The 17,562-nt window shown below is 62.8% G+C and carries 17 protein-coding genes; 8 read left to right on the forward strand and 9 right to left on the reverse strand.

Features of this window, described 5'->3' with window-relative positions; translation table 11 throughout:
* Positions 1–81 precede the first annotated feature (81 nt).
* The gene (locus IEY38_RS07700; RefSeq protein WP_188976744.1) at positions 82–1,416 is read left to right on the forward strand and encodes a DEAD/DEAH box helicase family protein; all 1,335 of its coding nucleotides are present in this window, start codon (positions 82–84) and stop codon (positions 1,414–1,416) included.
* An 89-nt stretch (positions 1,417–1,505) separates the two neighbouring features.
* Complete coding sequence (locus IEY38_RS07705) at positions 1,506–3,074, forward strand: DUF790 family protein (RefSeq protein ID WP_188976746.1); 1,569 nt, start codon at positions 1,506–1,508, stop codon at positions 3,072–3,074.
* A 77-nt stretch (positions 3,075–3,151) separates the two neighbouring features.
* Here the strand turns inward: IEY38_RS07705 and IEY38_RS07710 are convergent, their stop codons facing one another.
* From IEY38_RS07710 to IEY38_RS07725, 4 genes are all read right to left on the reverse strand, one after another.
* A complete protein-coding gene (locus IEY38_RS07710; RefSeq protein ID WP_188976748.1) occupies positions 3,152–4,375 on the reverse strand; it encodes a nucleotidyltransferase domain-containing protein in 1,224 nt (407 codons plus the stop codon).
* Positions 4,369–5,283, reverse strand: coding sequence for a phosphoenolpyruvate carboxykinase (ATP) (locus tag IEY38_RS07715; protein WP_188976750.1), 915 nt, complete (start codon positions 5,281–5,283; stop codon positions 4,369–4,371). Before IEY38_RS07715 ends, IEY38_RS07710 begins: the two co-directional genes overlap by 7 nt.
* A 424-nt stretch (positions 5,284–5,707) precedes the next feature.
* Positions 5,708–6,199 carry a lasso peptide biosynthesis B2 protein gene (locus IEY38_RS07720; RefSeq protein WP_326838511.1) on the reverse strand — a complete coding sequence of 164 codons (492 nt, stop codon included), beginning with the start codon at positions 6,197–6,199 and terminating at the stop codon, positions 5,708–5,710.
* Positions 6,126–6,422 carry a PqqD family protein gene (locus tag IEY38_RS07725; RefSeq protein ID WP_188976752.1) on the reverse strand — a complete coding sequence of 99 codons (297 nt, stop codon included), beginning with the start codon at positions 6,420–6,422 and terminating at the stop codon, positions 6,126–6,128. Before IEY38_RS07725 ends, IEY38_RS07720 begins: the two co-directional genes overlap by 74 nt.
* Before the next feature lie 148 nt (positions 6,423–6,570).
* Between IEY38_RS07725 and IEY38_RS07730 the strand changes: the two genes are divergently transcribed.
* The gene (locus IEY38_RS07730; protein WP_188976754.1) at positions 6,571–8,379 is read left to right on the forward strand and encodes an ABC transporter ATP-binding protein; all 1,809 of its coding nucleotides are present in this window, start codon (positions 6,571–6,573) and stop codon (positions 8,377–8,379) included.
* 34 nt (positions 8,380–8,413) lie between these two features.
* On the opposite strand, the gene IEY38_RS07735 is transcribed toward IEY38_RS07730, so the two are convergent.
* Together IEY38_RS07735 and IEY38_RS07740 are read right to left on the reverse strand one after the other, a co-directional pair.
* Positions 8,414–8,914 carry a DUF7122 family protein gene (locus IEY38_RS07735; protein ID WP_188976756.1) on the reverse strand — a complete coding sequence of 167 codons (501 nt, stop codon included), beginning with the start codon at positions 8,912–8,914 and terminating at the stop codon, positions 8,414–8,416.
* Positions 8,911–9,822, reverse strand: a complete 912-nt coding sequence (locus tag IEY38_RS07740; RefSeq protein ID WP_188976758.1) for an RsmB/NOP family class I SAM-dependent RNA methyltransferase — start codon at positions 9,820–9,822, stop codon at positions 8,911–8,913. Before IEY38_RS07740 ends, IEY38_RS07735 begins: the two co-directional genes overlap by 4 nt.
* Positions 9,823–9,909: 87 nt before the next feature.
* Here IEY38_RS07740 and IEY38_RS07745 point away from each other — a divergent pair, with 87 nt between their 5' ends.
* Genes IEY38_RS07745 through IEY38_RS07760 form a run of 4 tightly spaced genes read left to right on the forward strand, consistent with a single transcriptional unit; the run spans position 9,910 to position 13,559 of the window.
* Positions 9,910–10,647, forward strand: a complete 738-nt coding sequence (locus IEY38_RS07745) for a proteasome assembly chaperone family protein (RefSeq protein WP_188976760.1) — start codon at positions 9,910–9,912, stop codon at positions 10,645–10,647.
* Entirely contained in the window at positions 10,647–11,642 is a 996-nt protein-coding gene (gene sppA / locus IEY38_RS07750; protein ID WP_188976762.1) for a signal peptide peptidase SppA, read from the forward strand. The genes IEY38_RS07745 and sppA overlap by 1 nt, the downstream gene beginning before the upstream one ends.
* A 40-nt stretch (positions 11,643–11,682) precedes the next feature.
* Complete coding sequence (locus tag IEY38_RS07755) at positions 11,683–12,804, forward strand: DUF373 family protein (RefSeq protein ID WP_188976764.1); 1,122 nt, start codon at positions 11,683–11,685, stop codon at positions 12,802–12,804.
* Positions 12,805–12,839: 35 nt separating this feature from the next.
* A complete protein-coding gene (locus IEY38_RS07760; protein ID WP_188976766.1) occupies positions 12,840–13,559 on the forward strand; it encodes a diphthine--ammonia ligase in 720 nt (239 codons plus the stop codon).
* Between the two features lie 28 nt (positions 13,560–13,587).
* Here IEY38_RS07760 and IEY38_RS07765 read toward each other — a convergent pair whose 3' ends face one another.
* A complete protein-coding gene (locus IEY38_RS07765) occupies positions 13,588–14,556 on the reverse strand; it encodes a sugar phosphate nucleotidyltransferase (protein ID WP_188976768.1) in 969 nt (322 codons plus the stop codon).
* Positions 14,557–14,640: 84 nt separating this feature from the next.
* Between IEY38_RS07765 and IEY38_RS07770 the strand changes: the two genes are divergently transcribed.
* Positions 14,641–15,288: an NUDIX hydrolase gene (locus IEY38_RS07770; RefSeq protein WP_188976770.1), complete on the forward strand. Its 648-nt coding sequence runs from the start codon at positions 14,641–14,643 to the stop codon at positions 15,286–15,288.
* A gap of 23 nt (positions 15,289–15,311) precedes the next feature.
* On the opposite strand, the gene mce is transcribed toward IEY38_RS07770, so the two are convergent.
* Positions 15,312–15,701: a methylmalonyl-CoA epimerase gene (mce, locus tag IEY38_RS07775; RefSeq protein WP_170097825.1), complete on the reverse strand. Its 390-nt coding sequence runs from the start codon at positions 15,699–15,701 to the stop codon at positions 15,312–15,314.
* A gap of 83 nt (positions 15,702–15,784) precedes the next feature.
* Complete coding sequence (locus IEY38_RS07780; RefSeq protein WP_188976772.1) at positions 15,785–17,467, reverse strand: acyl-CoA mutase large subunit family protein; 1,683 nt, start codon at positions 17,465–17,467, stop codon at positions 15,785–15,787.
* Between the last annotated feature and the right edge of the window lie 95 nt (positions 17,468–17,562).

Genomic DNA, 17,562 nt, shown 5'->3' on the forward strand with positions numbered 1-17,562 from the left:
GGTAAAGCTGGAAATACCAGCGACATACTCGGCAGCGCGGCGCGCGAAAGCGTTATCGGCCGGACCAGCGAACCACTGGGTGTGCTGGAGTTGACGTACGAGTCGGGGACCATCCGCGTAACGGGAGACCCCCCGTCGGACCTGCCCGGCGTCAAGTACGACCAGCGGTCACAGACAGGGCGAGCGCCGGCCTACCGGTACGCCGAACTGATTGCCGAACTCGATGAGCGTGGGGCTGCATATGAGGACCACATCGGTGCGTTCCCCTCGCTGTCGCTCTCGACGGCGTACGATCTCCGGGAGTACCAGCAGGCGGTACTGGACGCTTGGCGAGGGGCCGATGACAGAGGCTGTCTCGAATTACCGACGGGGAGCGGCAAGACCGTTATCGGCATCGCGGCGATGGTGGCGCTGGGGACACCGACGCTGGTCGTCGTCCCGACCATCGATCTGCTGGAGCAGTGGCAAGGCGAGCTACAGCAGGAGTTCGACCATTCCGTCGGCCGTATGGGCGGGGGCGAACAGCACGTCGAGGATATCACAGTGTCGACGTATGACTCGGCATATTTGCGGGCCGATGAACTCGGTGACCGGTTCGGGTTCGTCGTCTTCGACGAGGTTCACCACCTTGGCGGGGAGGGGTATCGGGACATCGCTCGGCTACTCGCTGCGCCGGCTCGACTCGGACTGACAGCGACGTTCGAGCGGCCGGACGGAGCCCACGAGGCCATCGAGGACCTCGTCGGCTCGCTCGTCCAGCGAGTCAGCATTGACGACTTAGCGGGTGAGCACCTCGCGGACTACGATATCAAGCGACTCGAAGTTTCACTTACGCCGGACGAACGGGACCGTTACGAGGAGTATCAGGGGACGTTCACCGACTATCTCAAGCAGTCCAACATCCAGCTCCGGTCGGGCAGCGATTATCAGGAACTCGTGAAGCGGTCTGGCAACGACCCGGCGGCTCGCGAGGCGTTACTGGCGAAACAGCGAGCTCGAGAGGTGATGATGAACGCCCAGCGGAAGGTCGACCGGCTGGCGACGATTCTGGACCGCCACCGCGAGGACCGGATCATCGTCTTCACCGCCCACACCGACCTCGTGTACCGCCTCTCAGAGCGATTTCTCATTCCGGCGATAACGCACGAGACTGGCGCGAGCGAGCGCCGAGAGATCTTAGAGCGGTTCCGTGACGGAACGTATTCCCGGGTCGTGACGGCGAACGTCCTCGATGAGGGTGTTGACGTGCCAGACGCGAACGTCGCCGTCGTCCTCTCGGGCAGTGGCTCAGAGCGGGAGTTTACCCAGCGACTCGGCCGGATTCTACGGCCGAAAGCCGACGGCGGGCGGGCACTGCTGTACGAACTCGTGACCGAGGAGACTGCGGAAGAGCAGGTCGCTAGGCGCCGCAGATAGTGAGCGATGCGCATCGAGGCGGCTCCTGAGCCTGCCGATGGGATTGCCTGACTCCCTGTTTTTTGTCGCTCCGTCGCAGAAACACGCGTGTGCTGACGAAAGACCTCCTGCGGGTGTCTCGGGCGGGCGGCGGCTATCACCTGCAGTTCGCCGACACCGACGCCGAGCGACTTGCGGCCCGCGTGCTTGGCATCTATCAGGGCCACGTCGGCGAATCCCGCGAGACACTGGAGGCTGCACTCGCGGATATAGAGCGTGAGGCCGACGATTTCAAGCTGGTCCGCGGGCTGGCGGAACTCGTTGAACGGGAGGCTACCTTCGAGACGCAAGCTCCGGTCGACCCCGTTCGCGCCCGTCGTCGGGTGTTCGAAGCCGCTGCGGACATCGGGGTCGTGAGCGAAGCCGAGCGCCAGCAAACACTCACCGAGGCAGCCGATCACTTCGGCACGGACGCCGCGACGCTGGCCGACGCGCTGTACGCCGACCGGGACTCGCGGCAGATCCTCACCGATGTCGACTCGCGCTGGGGACCGGCCGAACTGCGGACCCAGTACAATCTCTCGCTGGCACAGACAGCGCTGTTCGACGCGACGGGAGTACGAGTCCGCTCCTCCGAGCCGAAAGCGCTCATTTCTGCCGTCAAACGTCTCCGGCTGATGTACGAGATCCGCCGGACTGAGGCCGGTCGAGAAGTCGTCGTTACAGGACCGGACGCGCTGTTCTCGAACACACGCCGGTACGGGACCCGCTTCGCTCGTCTCCTGCGGACGGTCGCGACCGCGAGCGAGTGGGAGCTGACGGCGACTATCGACGACCGGGGCACCGAGCGGCAACTCACGCTCTCGGACGCGGATGTCTCCGTGCCCGGTGTCGAGCCCGTAACGGAGGTAAGCTACGACAGCGGCGTCGAAGCCGACTTCGCCGGTCGGTTCGCCGCGCTGGACCTCGACTGGGACCTGATACGCGAACCGGAACCCCTTGCCGCGGGCGAACACGTCGTCATTCCGGACTTCGCCTTCGAGTGGCGGCCCGGCGCTGACACCGGTGTTCGTGATACTGGGCGTGGTGTGGAAGATTCGGATGAACCCGGCCATGACGACCCCCTCCGCGTCTTCTTCGAGATTATGGGGTTCTGGACGCCGGAGTACGTCGAGAAGAAACTCGCTCGCCTCGATGCGCTAGATGACATCGAGATGCTGGTCGCTGTCGACGAATCGCTTGGCGTTGGTGAGGAGATCGAAGCGACGGACAATCGAGCAATCCCGTACTCCGGTACGGTCAGCGTGAAAGACGTGCGGGATGCCCTGCGACCCTACGAGGAGCGACTGGTGCGTGAGAGCGTGGCGGAGATGCCCGACAAACTGCGGCCAGATGCCAAAGTAATCTCGCTCGCTGACCTCGCTGTGGAGTACGGTGTCAGCGAGGATGCGCTGGCAGACGTGGCCTTTCCAGCTCACGAGCGCGTCGGCCGCACGCTCGTAGACCCCGCTGTGCTTGATGAACTGGCCGAGGAAATCGAACCCGAAATGGCATACGAGGCGGCGATTGACCGACTGGCCGACTATGACATCGAGGACGACAGCGCTGCGCTCGCACGCCTTGGCTACCGCGTTGCTTGGGAAGGACTGGGTGAGGGGACAATCCAGCCACGGGAGTGAGCTGGCTGTGAGAAACGACGGGGAATCCGCTCCCAAGTACAGCGGATCCCCACCGCAATGAAGGGAGCAACCGGCGTTCAGGCCGGTTCGTCAAGTTGCTCCTCGGAAGGCTGTCGCCGCCACTGTGGCGTTTCGAGGAAGAGTCGGAGCGGCCAGATGACGTAGTACAGCGGATGCAACGGACCGGGGAGCGGGCAAAACTGGTATTCCGAGTACGTTGGGTGAAGCGACGAGTGCAACAGCAGGAACGGCACCAGCGCAGTTATCGAATCGCTGGCAGCCAGATAAAACCGAGCGGCTTCGAACTGCGTGGGCGCCTCTGTCGTCCCGGCAGCCAGCGACTCGACGACGGCTTCAGCTAATTCAGCGATGCGACCGTCCGTGCGAAGACGGTCCAGTATCGGCGCTGGGAGGGCATACCCGAAGACGGCACGGGCGAGCGCAGCCCCGAGCAGTAGATTCCGCTCAACGCCAGTTTCTCGTGCCCGGGCAAGGACGTGTGACCAGTCGGCATCTGCGGACTCCAGCGCCGCAACGAAGTCACAGAGCCACTTCAGGAGATACCAGCGGTGCTTGGTTCCGTGAAACGCCAACACGAGCAGCCGGTCTGACTGTGCAAGCGCCAGGAGTGGTTGGCCGCCGACCGCCACTGCGTCGCGGCGGTCCCAGAGTTCATCGAAGGGTGTTGAGAACGGCCGCTCGGCGTCGCCAACCCGCCAGCGAAGCTCAACGTCGAACTCCGGCCCTCGCATCTCGTACTCGTGAACGATTGCTTTCGTCACAGGACCGCCCAACAGTGCGGCGTCGTCCAACCGCGGCGTGCCCCCCCGCCACTCGTATCCTCGCTCTTCCAGAATATCCGCGGCAACGGGGATATCTTCCGGATGGACAAGCAGATCCAGGTCATTGTACTCACGCGCTGTTGCGTCGTCGTACGCAACGGCAGACAGCACCGGTCCCTTGAACGGCATTACGCGTACACCGCGTGTCTCGAAGCGCTCTAGTATCTCCTGTAGCTCGGCCGTGAACGCGAGATTTCGCATCCGTTTTCCCTGTACGATGCTGCTAAGTCGTGTCAACACGTCCGCTGGCACGGTGAACTCATCACCACTCTCGCGTGCCATCACCTCCAGCCCCTCATAGAGGAGTTGCACGACGCCGTGATACCGGGCGAGTTCAACGACGCGGTCCCAGTCGGGCGTGTCATCCAGCGGGAGAGGCTCGGGGGAAGCGTCGGTGACAATTGCGGTCCGAGTACAGTTGAGCACCACCTGAAGTTCGGGTTCAGCCTCCGTCAGCATGAATCGCTCTTGAGATCAGACTGAATCCTGGCTGCGACATCCCGAATCGTATCGAGATCTCGTGGCCGGCGAAGCCGTCTTATATTTGTGTTGTCGACGATCTCCCCGCAGGCGTCGAAGTTAGACACGGCCTGACCGTCGGCTTCCAGCGCGCCCAGCGTGTACGTGTTATTCACGAGCGCCATGATCTGCTCGTTCGGCCTGACTGATTCTACTTCGATTGTCTCGCCGTCTTCGAGGAGGTAGATGTGCTCTAACGGTACCGGAGTCGCGGGCTGGTCGTGCCTGAGCCCGTAGAAGTGTCGAGGGCGCCCGTCGTGGACCTGTTCCGGTGGTTCGACCGGGGGGTCGAACGCCTCAACTGCCTCCGGATCGAGTTTCATCGATGGGTAGCCGCTCCGGACAATCGGTCCTTCATCGTCCAGCGCTATCGCAGCCACGTCGTCGCTGAGGACACGGTGTCCGTCGAGCAGGCAGGCCATCGCAGTTGTCGTTTTTCCGACCCCCGACTCCCCGACGAACGCCACTGCACGCCCGTCGATGCTGACAGTACTGGCGTGCAGCACGAAGTAGCCCCGTTGATCCAGCAGGTGGTTCAACGCCGGGCCGACCAATACATGACGGAGCACTTCGCTGGGCACGCCCGCGGCCGGGTCCACAGCAATGGACGTGCCGTCGCAAATTCTGACCGTTGCGGCGTCGTATAGAAGGTAGTATTCGCGCTCAGTTACTACGTGAAAAGTCGTCCCGGACGCAGCCGACAGTGGGCGGGGAATCCGTTCCTCGGTGATGGTGACATCAACTCGCCCGTCGGGCGCTGTCTCAGCGGGCGGAAGCTCCGGTACGTCGAAAGCCGAGCGGACCGTCAGGCCAAAGGCTTCGTACGTGGCCGCGTTTGTCGTCGCCATCCGGCTAGTTTCCTCCCTGCGTGGTTGTCCACCGATTCCATCTATGTTGAAACACACCCCATCTACGGCACCCCTGGTTCATAGCAGACCGCTTGACTGCTGTGGTGGATAAGAATGGGCTCTTTACTCCCAGCACATATCGATAGAACCGTCGCGGTGAATACACTGAACGTCGCCAGTGTCGAGTACCAATAAAAGAGAAGGCTGTTAGATATGTGGGCCGGCTGTGGACGTTAGCTCCACTTCCCGTATCCGTCGTCGTGGTCCCACCAGTTCGTTTTTTCCTCGACAGTTCCGTACGTTTCGACCGACGGCGTTTCGTATTCCTTCATGGGTTACCCCCGTCCCTGCTTTCAGATGTCGGTGTGTTTGTTATAGTATCTATTACTATTGAATTACTTCAGAATAGAGTGTTTACTACTCGTTAGCCATGTACTTCGCGTTCGGTGAGTGTTCGGAAACGCCCGAAGTCGTCGATATCTCCGATAAGGACGTCCCCGTTCGATTCGATCCAAGCGTGTGCCTCGAACGTATCGGACTGCGGATCCACGCCGAAGCGGAGACGATGCGGCAGGTCGTTGGCGACCAGCAGTGTACTACCAGTGAGTGCTCTGTCGAGACAATCGTAGGTGCCCGGTAGACACGATCCTGCTGTCAGAACCGCCCAGCGGACAGACTCCGGTGACGCAGACTGTCGATGGCAGGGGAGAAACTGAGCGGCCGTACCGAAATATCGCTCCGCGTCCTCCAGCCCAGCGACTGCAAGCAGTACCTTGCTCGCAGCGATCAGTACCACTGCTTCACAGAGCAAAAGCTTCTGTCCCCGAGGCAACGCTCTGCACTCACGGAGTCGGGCTCGCATCGACATTGATGAGTTGCTCCCCGGCAAGCGTTTCCAGAAAGTGTTCCACGTCATTTGCCGCTCGGTTTCTGTCGACATCGTACTCCCCGACCAGCGCCGAGACGATGTCCGCTGGCTCAGTCGGTTCCTGAATTCGCTCCCAGATATCCGGGCCGACTCCCGACAGGCCCTGGTACCGCCCCGTCTCGTTGTTGAGCAACACGATTTCCCCGTTGATAGTCGTGGTGACACAGTTATCAGTTGCGACGACAGTCAATCCGGAATCTATTGCGACCATACGGATATCCGCGCTACTCGCACTATTTGTTATGGCCTCTTTTCCTCCCCGCCGCCGCTCTAACTGCCGGTAGACGTGCCCTTCGCTCCCGAACGACCCGGCCGTAGTAAGCCGGTAACTATGCCTCATAGAAACCGCATCCCGAACAATGGCTGCCACTCCCTCGGTCAGTGAAAAATACGCATCGTTGCGCCGCGTGGCGCTGTATCGTCCGGCGCTGACGGGGAGTATCGTCGCCGCCAGCCTCTTCGTGATGCTGCTGGAAGGCGTCGGCCTCTCGTTCCTGTTTCCGATACTCGACGCCGCACAGGCCGGCCAGGGCCTCCCGTTTCAGCCGGACGGCGTCACCGGCCAATTTCTTTCCGCGTACGCCGCTGCAGGACTGCCGCTCACACTCGAATTCCTGCTGGCCGGCCTCGCGTGCGTGATGGTCGTCCGGTACACGGCGTCGTTTACCGTGAAATGGCTCGCGGCGAAGCTCACACAGACGTACGAACGTGACCTCAAAGACCGGGCCTACGAACTGGCAATGGGCGCATCAGTTGCCTACTACGACGATAAGGGGTCCGACGACATCATGAACACGATTCTGACACAGACCCGCTACGCCGGGCGTGTCATCGGCCGGATTATCCAGTTCTTCCAGCAGGCAATCCTCTCTCTGGTGTATATCGGAATCGCGCTGGCTATCGCACCGATGCTGGCAGTCGGTTCTGCTGTCGCTCTCGGCGGTGTCACAGCGATCATCAGATACGGCATCGAGCCCGGGTACGCCGTCGGCGACCGTGTGGCGACGGCAAACGAACAGCTACAGGAGACAACACAGGCGGGGACGCAGGGTATCCGTGACGTGAAGCTGTTCAGCATGGGCGACGGGCTGATTGCCGAGTTCCGGGCCACGCTCGACCGGTACACTTCGACCAGCATCGCTGTTCGCCGGAACGAGGTCGCAATCGGTAGCCTCTATCGGCTCTCGGTCTCGCTGCTCCTGTTTGGTCTCGTCTACGTTGCACTCAGTTTCCGGGCGCTGTCTATCCCGGAACTCGGCGTGTTCCTGTTCGCGATGCTCCGACTCGCGCCCCGGCTGAGCTCGCTCAACTCCACCGTCTACGCTATCGAGGGAGAGCTACCACATCTGGTTCGAACGCACCAGTTCATCGACCGCCTCGAAGCCCAGCAGGAGCCAGCTGGCGGGCAGTCGGTCCCGAACCGAATCCGGCAGATCGCGTTCGAAAACGTCTCGTTTGCCTACGAAGACGAGCCAGTGCTTGCAGACTTCTCGATGACTGTCGAGCGAGGCGAGTTCATCGGTATCGTCGGCGAGTCCGGCGGCGGCAAGTCGACAGTCGTCTCGCTGCTCACTCGGCTCTATGCGGCGGATAGCGGTGACATCCTAGCGAACGGGACGCCGATTTCGACCTATGCCCTCGACGAATGGCGTGACGCCGTTGCGATGGTCCGACAGGACCCACATATCTTCAACGACACGTTACGGTACAACCTCACTGCCGGACGGGATATCTCCGACGAGACGCTCTACGAAGTCGCCGAGAAGGCCCTCGTTCTCGAATTTCTCGATAACCTCCCGCAGGGGCTCGACACGGTACTGGGCGACGACGGCGTGAAACTGTCTGGCGGGCAGCGCCAGCGCGTCGCACTGGCGCGAGCGCTGCTGACGGACGCAGAGATACTCGTGCTCGATGAGGCCACCAGCGACCTCGACTCGAATCTGGAACGGCAGATCCATCGAACCGTCGAGACGCTTGACGGAGACAAGACCGTGATCGCAATCGCCCACCGACTCTCGACCGTCTCCAATGCCGACCGAATATACACCGTCGAGGATGGGCGGGTAACGGAACGGGGGAGCCACGCCGAACTGCTCGACGTCGACGGGACGTACGCGGAGTTGTACGCGATGCAAGGAACGGCAGCCGCGAAGTCTTCCAGCGGCTGAGCCGTTCTCGTCCAAGTGGTCGTACCGCCCTCTGTCAGACCTCTCGCCGCCGGCCCTTCGGGACCTGTGATCTGAGTTCGCCGTAGACGTACAGGCCGACGCCCACCGGTTCGGCCTCACCAGCAAGGTCGTGAGTGACGACGAGATACCCCCAGTCACCGTCCCAGTCGAGTTCCTGATCCTCGCCGGCCACGAACGCCCGGGCAGCGTCCGCATCGAGGTGGATGACGTTCTGGCTGGCGTGCTCACCGAACCGCTGGACGGCCTCCAGCGTCGGCTTCCAGTGTTCCTGACGTGTCCGCAGGAACGTCATTCCCAGTCCTTCGATATCGACTGGCGACGGCGGGCTGCCCTGATACAGCCACAGTTTGCCAGCACCGCGCTCCCAGAAGGTGTACCCCTCGAAGGTCTCCGGCGGGACGCCAAAGCGTTCAGCCCAGAAGCCGAGCACTTCCTGTCGGGTCGCTCGCTCGGGGTCGTCGCGCGCTTCGTCCGTCTCTGGGAGTCGCGTGAACTCAGTGCTCTGGTCGCTCATTCTGCAGGCACCTCCAGTTTCGCACAGAAGAACCCGCCCGTATCGTTGTGATGCGGGTAGATGCGCTTGGCGTTTGTCACCCTCGGGTCGAAGCGCTCGTCCTGCCACTCGGTGATTCCCGGTGCGTGATCGAGCGGGAGGTCGTAGTCCACGATTTCACAGGCAACTTCGTCGAGCACGTAGTCCAGCACGGCCTCGTTTTCCTCCGGGGCGAACGTGCAGGTAGAGTAAACAACGGTTCCGCCGGGCTCGGTCACCTCGACAGCTCGTTTGAGGATACCCTTCTGCACGCCGGAGATGCCTTCGACGTGCGAGAGCGACCAGTCCTCCAGCGTATCCGGGTTCTTGCGAATCGTCCCCTCACAGGAACAGGGGACGTCGACGAGCGCCCGGTCGTATCCCTCGCCGCCGAAGGGCTTGAGCGAGTGGTTGCGGCCGTCCTCGTGGGTAACGGCGACCGTCGTCGCCCCCAGTCGCTCGGTGTTGGTCCGCAGCGCTGAGATACGTCCGAGATTATTGTCGGTTGCGACGACTTCGCCGGTATCCTCCATCAGGGCGGCGAGCTGGGTCGTCTTGCTCCCCGGTGCCGCACAGGCGTCCCAGACCCGCTCACCGGGCTGAGGGTCTAATACGGTCGCCGGAATCACGGACACTTCCTCCTGGCCGTGAATCCAGCCGTGGAAGTACGGCCAGTTCGCGCCGGGGGAGTCCTCGGGCAGGACGAACAGGCCGTCGTGCCAGTCGACGGGGTCGTAGGCGATGTCTGCATCCGCGAGCGCCGTCCGGACCCGCTCGACGGTGGCTTTGATCGTGTTGACCCTGATAGCCGACGGCAGCGGGCGTTCACACGCGTCGATGAACGCCTCGAAGTCGTCGATGATGGGTCGGTAGCGGTCGAGTGGTTCCATTGTCCGGCGTTCGCTGGCGGTCGGTTTGTGGGTTTCGAACGGCACCGGCCCATGGCTTTCAAGCCGTCGGCGGACGATATCTGAGGTATGGCACACATACAGGTCCACCGCGACGACATTTCCCTCGACTCCCCGACACTGGTCGAGGGGCTCCCGGGCGTCGGCCTCGTCGGCAAGATAGCCGCTGACCACCTTGTCGATGTCTACGACATGGAGTACTACGCGTCGGCCCACTGCGAGGGATTGCCGGAAATCGCCGTGTACGGAACGGACGACCCGGACGTTCGCCCGCCGGTCCGGCTGTACGCGGACGAGGACCGCGACCTGCTCGTCCTCCAGAGCGACGCACCGGTTTCCCCATCTGGTGCGAAGGAGTTCGCCAGCTGTATGGTCGGCTGGTTCGAGACCAACGATGCGACACCGATCTACCTCAGCGGCCGTCCTGCGGAGAAAGATGGGGTTCCGGCCGTGTACGGCGTCTCGACAGGCGACGGGGCGGCAATGCTTGAGGAGGCGGACGTAAACCCGCCCTCCGAGAACGGCGCGATCACCGGCCCGACCGGTGCGCTGGTCCACGAATCACAGCGGGTCGGACTAACGAGCGTCGGCCTTATCGTCGAAGCCGACCAGCAGTTCCCCGACCCGGAAGCGGCGCGGGCACTGCTCCAGACAGGCATCAGTCCACTAACTGACTTCGAGATCGACACTGAGGCCCTAGTCGAGCAGGCCGAGGAAATCGGGCGCGCCAAGGCACAGCTAGCACAGCAACTGCAGGAGAATCAAGAGGAGAGCACGAGCGCACGACCGCTCGGGATGTATCAGTAATGGCGGGCGCAGACGACATCGTTCGCGGGTTACTGGTCATAGCTATCGTCGGTATCGGGACGATCCTGGGGTGGGTGCTGTTTGTCAGGACACCTGACAACCTTGCCCAGTTGCTCGGCGTCCTGCTGGTCGTCGCTGTCGCCGTCGCCACTGCCCGTATCGGTAGTAACATCGCCGGCTCCCTCCTCCCAGCACACAACGTCGCGGAAGTCGCCGTCGAAGGGCCGATCAGCCGTGACGGCGGTGGTGGCATCACCAGTCCGCCGGTCGGTGCCTCCGCCGATGACATCGTCGAACAGATCGAACGCGCTGATTCCGACCGAGGTTCAGAGGCACTGCTCCTGAAGCTGAACACGCCGGGCGGGGAAATCGTCCCCAGCGAGGACATCCGTATCGCCGCCGAGCAGTTCGACGGGCCGACCATCGCCTACGCGACGGATGTCTGTGCCAGCGGCGGCTACGATATCGCCGCCGGCTGCGACGAGCTGTGGGCGCGGGATGGCTCAATCGTCGGGTCCATCGGCGTCGTCGGCTCGCGGGTCAACGCCAAGGAACTGGCCGACCGCCTGGGCCTCTCCTACGAGCAGTTCACCGCCGGTGAGTACAAAGACGCCGGCGTCCCGCTGAAGGAAATGTCCGAAGACGAGCGCGAGTACCTGCAGGGCATCGTCGACGACTACTACGACCAGTTCATCGACACTGTGGCCGAAGGCCGCGAGATGGACGCCGAGACGCTCAAAGACACCGAAGCGCGCATCTTCCTCGGCGATGAGGCGGAAGAACGCGGGCTCGTCGACCGACTCGGCACGCGAGACGATGTCGAGGCGAGCTTGGAGCAACGGCTGGGCGAGGATGTGACTGTCAAGGAGTACGAGCCCAAGCGCGGACTGACAGGAAAACTCCGTGGGGGCGCACAGCAGGTCGCCTTCGCCCTCGGCGCGGGTATCGCCGGCGTCGCCGACGGCGATATCGAGGGCCTCTCCTTCCGGCGATAGCTCGGGAGGTTTTTTATTCGGGGACCGCCTTCGCCGTAGTGTGACTACGCTGGTGGTGTGTATCGACAGGGACAGTCCGGCCGCAGCGGCGTGTCCCGTCGTCGGCCGCGACGCCGTCGAGTCACTCATCACCCAGACAGGCGTCGTTGACCCGGAAGACAGCCGGGTCAACTGCCTCCTCGAAGGGCTCGCAGTCGCGGATGAACTCGAAGCCGAGGGGTCTTCGCCGGTCCTCGCCGTCGTCGGCGGCGGGAGTGACAGCGTCGGCTCGGACCGGGAGATCGCTGGTCAAATCGACAGTCTGGTCGCCGAACACGACCCCGACTCGGCGGTCGTTGTCGTCGACAGCGCCGACGACGAGCGGCTGGTTCCCATCATCGAGAGCCGCGTTCAGGTTGACGCCGTCGACCGCGTCGTCGTCCGCCAGGCCCGCGACATCGAATCGACGTACTACCTGCTCAAGCAGTTCCTCGCCGATGAAGAACTGCGCAAGACGGTTCTGGTCCCTGTCGGCATCATCATGCTCGCGTTCCCGCTGTTGCTCGTCGTCACCAGCCCGACCATTGCCGTCGGCGCTATCGCGGCCGCCATCGGCGTGTTCCTCATCTACAAGGGACTGGGTATCGACGCGTACCTTTCACGCCTCCCCAGCCAGACCCGGGAAGCGCTGTACTCGGGGCAGGTGTCGCTCGTGACGTATGTTGTCGCCGCCGGCCTCTCGCTCGTCGGGGTCTTCGCCGGTGTGCTGGGCGTCTCTGCGGTCGGCGATATCAGTCCCTTCCTGCTGGCGAACCGCTTTGCCTTCGCGTCCGTGCCGTGGCTGACCGGCGCAGCGCTGGCCGCCTCGCTCGGTCGCCTACTGGACGAACTCATCCAACAAGAGGGAGTCCGGAGCGCGTACGTGAACCTCCCGTTCGGTGCAGTCGCGGTCGGGCTCGTCGTTCGCGGCTTTTCTGCGTACTTCCTCGAACGCGGTGGCGTGTTCGAGCCGTTTCAGGTGCCGGAGACGAACCTCAGTATCGTACAGATTCAGGGGTTCTCGCTGGATGCAGGGACCCGCCTCGGGCTGTTCATCCTCGCAGGCATCCTCATTAGCCTCGTCGGCGTCCGGGTCGCAACCTACGTCAGCCATACCGATATCGAGGACGAACTGGTGGAATAGACAGCGATTTACGCCGCCGACGGCTACCGGCGGCTATGACAGACGGCGCGTGGGTTTCGCTGTTCTCCGGCGGCAAAGACTCCTCGTGGGCGCTGTACCGGGCACTGGAACGGGGCCACCCCGTCGAACGCTTGGTGACGGTCCACCCGGAGGGCGACTCCTACATGTACCACGTTCCGGCGACACGACTGGCTCGCCTGGCTGCCGAGAGTATCGGTATCCCACTGGTCGAGGTCGAACCTGATGACTTCGAGGCCGACGACGTGCCTGACTCGGGCGAGCAGGGCGACGCCGAACTCGAACCGCTGGAAGAAGCACTGCGTGAACTCGACGGTGAACTGGACGGCGGCATCACCGGCGTCACCGCAGGCGCTGTCGAAAGCGAGTACCAGACGACCCGCATCGAATCGATGGCCGACCGCCTCGAAGCCAACGTGTTCGCGCCGCTGTGGCAGGAAAACCCCCGCGACCTCGCTGACGCGATGCTCGACGCTGGCTTCGAGATTCGGATTATCCGTGTTGCCGCCTACGGCCTCGACGAGTCCTGGCTGGGTCGCACGCTCGACGCCGACGCGCTCGACGAACTGGAGGCACTCAACGACGAGTACGGCGTCCACATCCTCGGCGAAGGTGGGGAGTTCGAGACGCTCGTCACCGACGGGCCACACATGGACCGCCGGATCGAATTGGAGTACGAGACGCAGTGGGACGGCAGTCGTGGGACGGTACAGATCGAAGACGCGTGGCTGGCGTAATCAGGAAAGACAAAACGGCTGGGCGGGACTAATCGCCGTTGGTCAACTGCGTGTGTGCGCCGATGAGCGCACCGGCGAGGTCCAGACTCTCGACTTGCGTGTCGCGGTCGATAATCGACTGGCGGATGTCCGAATCGATGATGGTCGTGCCCGGGAACACGATGGTCCCGTCGAGGCTGGAGTTGACGATTTCCGCCCCCGAGAGGACGTGAACGTTCTCGCCGAGCGTGGTGTTCTCGATGGTGGCGTCCTCCGCGACGACGTTGTCCCCGTCCAGTTCCCACGCGACGGCCTCCAGATAGCTCTCGGGCGTCCCGATGTCGTACCAGGCGTCGTCAAACGTGAACGCACGGACCGGCCCGTCATCGACGAGCCACTGGATGAACCAGCCGGGTTCGTCGGGGTTGTTTCCGTCTTCGAGGTACTCGTCGAAGCGAATCGCATCGGCCGGGAACGCGTAGCAGGCAATCGAGACGAGCGTGCTGTTGGGGTCGTCGGGCTTCTCTTGGAAGTCCGTGACCTCCTCGCCGTCGAGTTCGATGAGGCCGTAGGAACTGGCCTTTTCCAGGGACCCAACATCATAGGCGGCGAGCGTGGGGTCGTCGTACTGTTCGAAGTAGTCGATGAACTCCGCGATGTCGAAGCTGATGAGGTTGTCGCCGGCAATGACGAGCAGGTCTTCATCGCCGAGTCCTTCCCGGTCGACTAGCTGGGCGAGCGCACCGACGACGCCGAACTTCTCGTCTTCCTCTGCGGTTTCTTCGACGGTCAGCGACGGCTTTTCGAAACTGCTCGCGGCGATGTGGTCCCGGAAGTCGTCGGCAAACCGCTGGTTCGTACTGACGAACACGTCAGTGATTCGATCGTCCTCCTCTAATTCCCCGAGAATCCGGTCGATGACGGTCGTTTCACCGACAGGGAGCAGCATCTTGGGCCGGTGCTTGGTGACAGGCCAGAGCCGGGTGGCGTACCCGCCTGCGAGGACAATCGCTTTCATGTCCGGAAGCAGACAACCAGAATACAAGTTCTTTTTCATCGGCTGGACCACGGCACTTATCGGTGGCCCGGAGTACAACCCGGTATGACTGACGACGCCGACGGCCCTGAGACTGGGGCGGGAGATGCGAACCTCACAGAGAAGATCAACCAGACGAACGTCGACGAGCGTATTTCGAGCCTGGAAGCGGCCTACGACGAGGTTCCGGTCACCGAGGAGACCTTCGAGCTATCGCCCGACGAATACGCCGACGTGTTCGCTGCGACACGCGGGACTGGGTACTCCGGGAACAGCGTCGTGTTCGTCACCCGAGACGGCTCAGAGTTCCCGGAGCTAAGTGACCAGATACCAGAGCAGGCAGCCGGCGATACCCGCGACCGTGTCCTGCTGGTGCTTGGGCGCGGCGCTGACATGTGGGCGCTGCCCGGCGGCGGCAAGGGGGACGAGTACGAGTCGGTCCAAGGGACTGCCGTCCGCCGCGTCAACGAACAGACCGGCATCCGCTGTACGGTCACCGGCGTCGCGGAGGTCGTTCACTCGAAGTACTATCCGGACACCGATGCACAGGGGTCGGTGCACACGCTAGACATCTTCCTCGAAGCAGAGTACAAGAAGGGGAGCCTCGACGTGGACGAGTCTGAACTCGTCGGCGCGGCGTGGTTCGCGGAGCCGCCGGAACGCCTGACCCCCGGAGCTGAAGACCGGTTCGCGGCCTTCCTCGGCGACAAGTGACTCCGGAATCCGGGAGCCCTCCGTTAGTGTTCGACTAGCTCCACGAGCACCCCGCCAGTCGTTTTCGGATGGAGAAACGCCACGTCGTGCCCCCACGCGCCCGGCCGTGGCTCCTCGTCTATGAGGTCGATGCCGCAGTCACTAACGGTCTCTAGCGCGGTGGCGATATCGTCTGTCTCCAGAGCCACGTGATGGATGCCCGGCCCGTTGCTGTCGAGATATCTGGGAATCGCGCCGTCGGCGTCTGGCAGCGGTTCTAGCAGTTCGAAGTAGCCGTTGTCCATCTCCAGAAACGTCACCTGTAGCCCGTCGAATGTCTCCTCGTGGACGACCGGTGTCCCGAAGGCTTCGGCGAACAGTTCTGCGAGCGGGGCGGCGTCGTCTGTCGCGATACCAGCGTGATCGAATTGCATGGACGGCCGTACACCGGGATGGCTTATAATTCTGGGAGCACGGAGGACTGGAAAAACAGGCAATATCCGCGTCTCGACCGAGCCTACATTGACGAGCCGGGCTGGTACTCGCCGAACACGTCCCGGAGCACGTCGCACACCTCGCCGGTCGTGGCGTAGACTTTCACGGCGTCGATGATGTAGGGCATGACGTTCTCGTCGCCCTCGGCGGCCTGTCGGAGCGCGTCGAGTTTCGCCTCGACGGCCTCCTCGTCGCGCTCCTCCCGAACCGTAGCGACGTTGTCCTGCTGGGCCTGCTCGACCGCTTCGTCGACCTCTTCGATGTCCTGCTCGCCCTCTTCTTCGACCTGATACTCGTTGACGCCGACGATGATGCGTTCGCCAGCTTCCTGTTCACGCTGGCGCTCGAAGGCCACGTCCTGAATCTGGCGCTGAACCCACTGTTCCTCGATGGAGCGGCGCATCCCGCCGCGTTCGTCGACCTCCTCGATGAGTTCACGGGCCTCGGCTTCGAGTTCGTCGGTCAGTGATTCGACGTAGTAGCTTCCGGCCAGCGGGTCGATGGTGTCCGCTGCGCCGGACTCGTGGGCGAGAATCTGCTGGGTCCGCAGTGCAGTTCTGACAGACTGCTCTGTCGGCAGGCCGATAGCCTCGTCCTTGCCGTTGGTGTGGAGGCTCTGCGTTCCGCCCAGGACCGCCGCGAGAGCCTGGTAGGAGACGCGGACGACGTTGTTCTCGATTTGCTGGGCGGTCAGCGTCGAGCCAGCGGTCTGGGTGTGGAACTTCAGTTGCTTGGACTTGGGGTTCTGTGCGTCGAAGCGCTCGTCCATGATTTTCGCCCAGAGTCGACGCGCTGCCCGGAACTTCGCCACTTCCTCGAAGATGTTGTTATAGGAGGCAAAGAAAAAGGAGAGTTGTGGAGCGAACTCGTCCACGTCCAGCCCGGCCTCGATAGCGGCCTCGACGTACTCGATGCCGTCGCCGAGAGTGAAGGCGATCTCCTGAGCGGCCGTCGAGCCGGCCTCGCGGATGTGATACCCGGAGATAGAGATAGTATTGAACTTCGGCGTCTCGGCGGCGCAGAACTCGAAGATATCGGTGATGAGCCGCATCGACGGCTCCGGCGGGTAGATGAACGTGTTCCGGGCGATGTACTCCTTGAGCACGTCATTTTGGATAGTCCCGCGGAGTTCCTCGCGGTCGACGCCCTGCTTGTCGCCGACGGCGATGTACATCGCCAGCAGCACCGACGCAGGGGCGTTGATGGTCATACTCGTCGAGACCTCGTCCAGCGGGATGCCATCGAACACAGTCTCCATGTCGTCCAGCGAGTCGATGGCGACGCCGGTTTTGCCAACTTCGCCGGCGGCCATCGCGTGGTCGGAGTCGTAGCCCATCTGCGTGGGGAGGTCAAACGCCATCGAGAGCCCGGTCTGGCCCTGGTCGAGCAGGTAATTGAACCGCTCGTTGGTCTCCGTCGCGGTCCCCATCCCGGCGTACTGGCGCATTGTCCAGAGGCGGCCCCGATAGCCGGTCGGATACACGCCGCGGGTGTAGGGCTCTTGGCCGGGGAAACCCAGATCCTCTTCGTAGTCGAGATCCGAGATGTCTTCGGGGGTGTACAGGCGGTCTACCTCGTGTCCTTCGGTGTCCGTGGTGAACGTCTCCTTGCGTTCGCCAAAGCGATCGACGGTGGGCTGGACATCGTCTTCCTCCCACTGAGCCTTCGACTCCCGTATCTCCTCCAGCTCGTCGGGGTCAAACATGGACGGACTGTCGGACGGCGGAGGCTTAAGGGTTCTTAAATCCTTCACGATTTGTAATCTTCACCCCGCGGGGATTCACAGCGCGCTGTTCCGAG

Source organism: Haloarcula sebkhae, assembly GCF_014647415.1.
In the GTDB taxonomy this organism is placed as follows: Archaea; Halobacteriota; Halobacteria; order Halobacteriales; family Haloarculaceae; genus Haloarcula; species Haloarcula sebkhae.

Bases quoted from the DNA above. Each gene is read 5' to 3' on its own strand.
- IEY38_RS07720 (WP_326838511.1), bottom strand. From the start codon at position 6,199: ATGACGTGGAACACTTTCTGGAAACGCTTGCCGGGGAGCAACTCATCA.
- IEY38_RS07730 (WP_188976754.1), top strand. From the start codon at position 6,571: ATGGCTGCCACTCCCTCGGTCAGTGAAAAATACGCATCGTTGCGCCGC.
- IEY38_RS07735 (WP_188976756.1), bottom strand. From the start codon at position 8,914: ATGAGCGACCAGAGCACTGAGTTCACGCGACTCCCAGAGACGGACGAA.
- IEY38_RS07745 (WP_188976760.1), top strand. From the start codon at position 9,910: ATGGCACACATACAGGTCCACCGCGACGACATTTCCCTCGACTCCCCG.
- mce (WP_170097825.1), bottom strand. From the start codon at position 15,701: ATGCAATTCGATCACGCTGGTATCGCGACAGACGACGCCGCCCCGCTC.
- IEY38_RS07710 (WP_188976748.1), bottom strand. From the start codon at position 4,375: ATGCTGACGGAGGCTGAACCCGAACTTCAGGTGGTGCTCAACTGTACT.
- IEY38_RS07760 (WP_188976766.1), top strand. From the start codon at position 12,840: ATGACAGACGGCGCGTGGGTTTCGCTGTTCTCCGGCGGCAAAGACTCC.
- IEY38_RS07725 (WP_188976752.1), bottom strand. From the start codon at position 6,422: ATGGTCGCAATAGATTCCGGATTGACTGTCGTCGCAACTGATAACTGT.
- IEY38_RS07715 (WP_188976750.1), bottom strand. From the start codon at position 5,283: ATGGCGACGACAAACGCGGCCACGTACGAAGCCTTTGGCCTGACGGTC.
- IEY38_RS07765 (WP_188976768.1), bottom strand. From the start codon at position 14,556: ATGAAAGCGATTGTCCTCGCAGGCGGGTACGCCACCCGGCTCTGGCCT.
- IEY38_RS07770 (WP_188976770.1), top strand. From the start codon at position 14,641: ATGACTGACGACGCCGACGGCCCTGAGACTGGGGCGGGAGATGCGAAC.
- IEY38_RS07780 (WP_188976772.1), bottom strand. From the start codon at position 17,467: ATGTTTGACCCCGACGAGCTGGAGGAGATACGGGAGTCGAAGGCTCAG.
- sppA (WP_188976762.1), top strand. From the start codon at position 10,647: ATGGCGGGCGCAGACGACATCGTTCGCGGGTTACTGGTCATAGCTATC.
- IEY38_RS07740 (WP_188976758.1), bottom strand. From the start codon at position 9,822: ATGGAACCACTCGACCGCTACCGACCCATCATCGACGACTTCGAGGCG.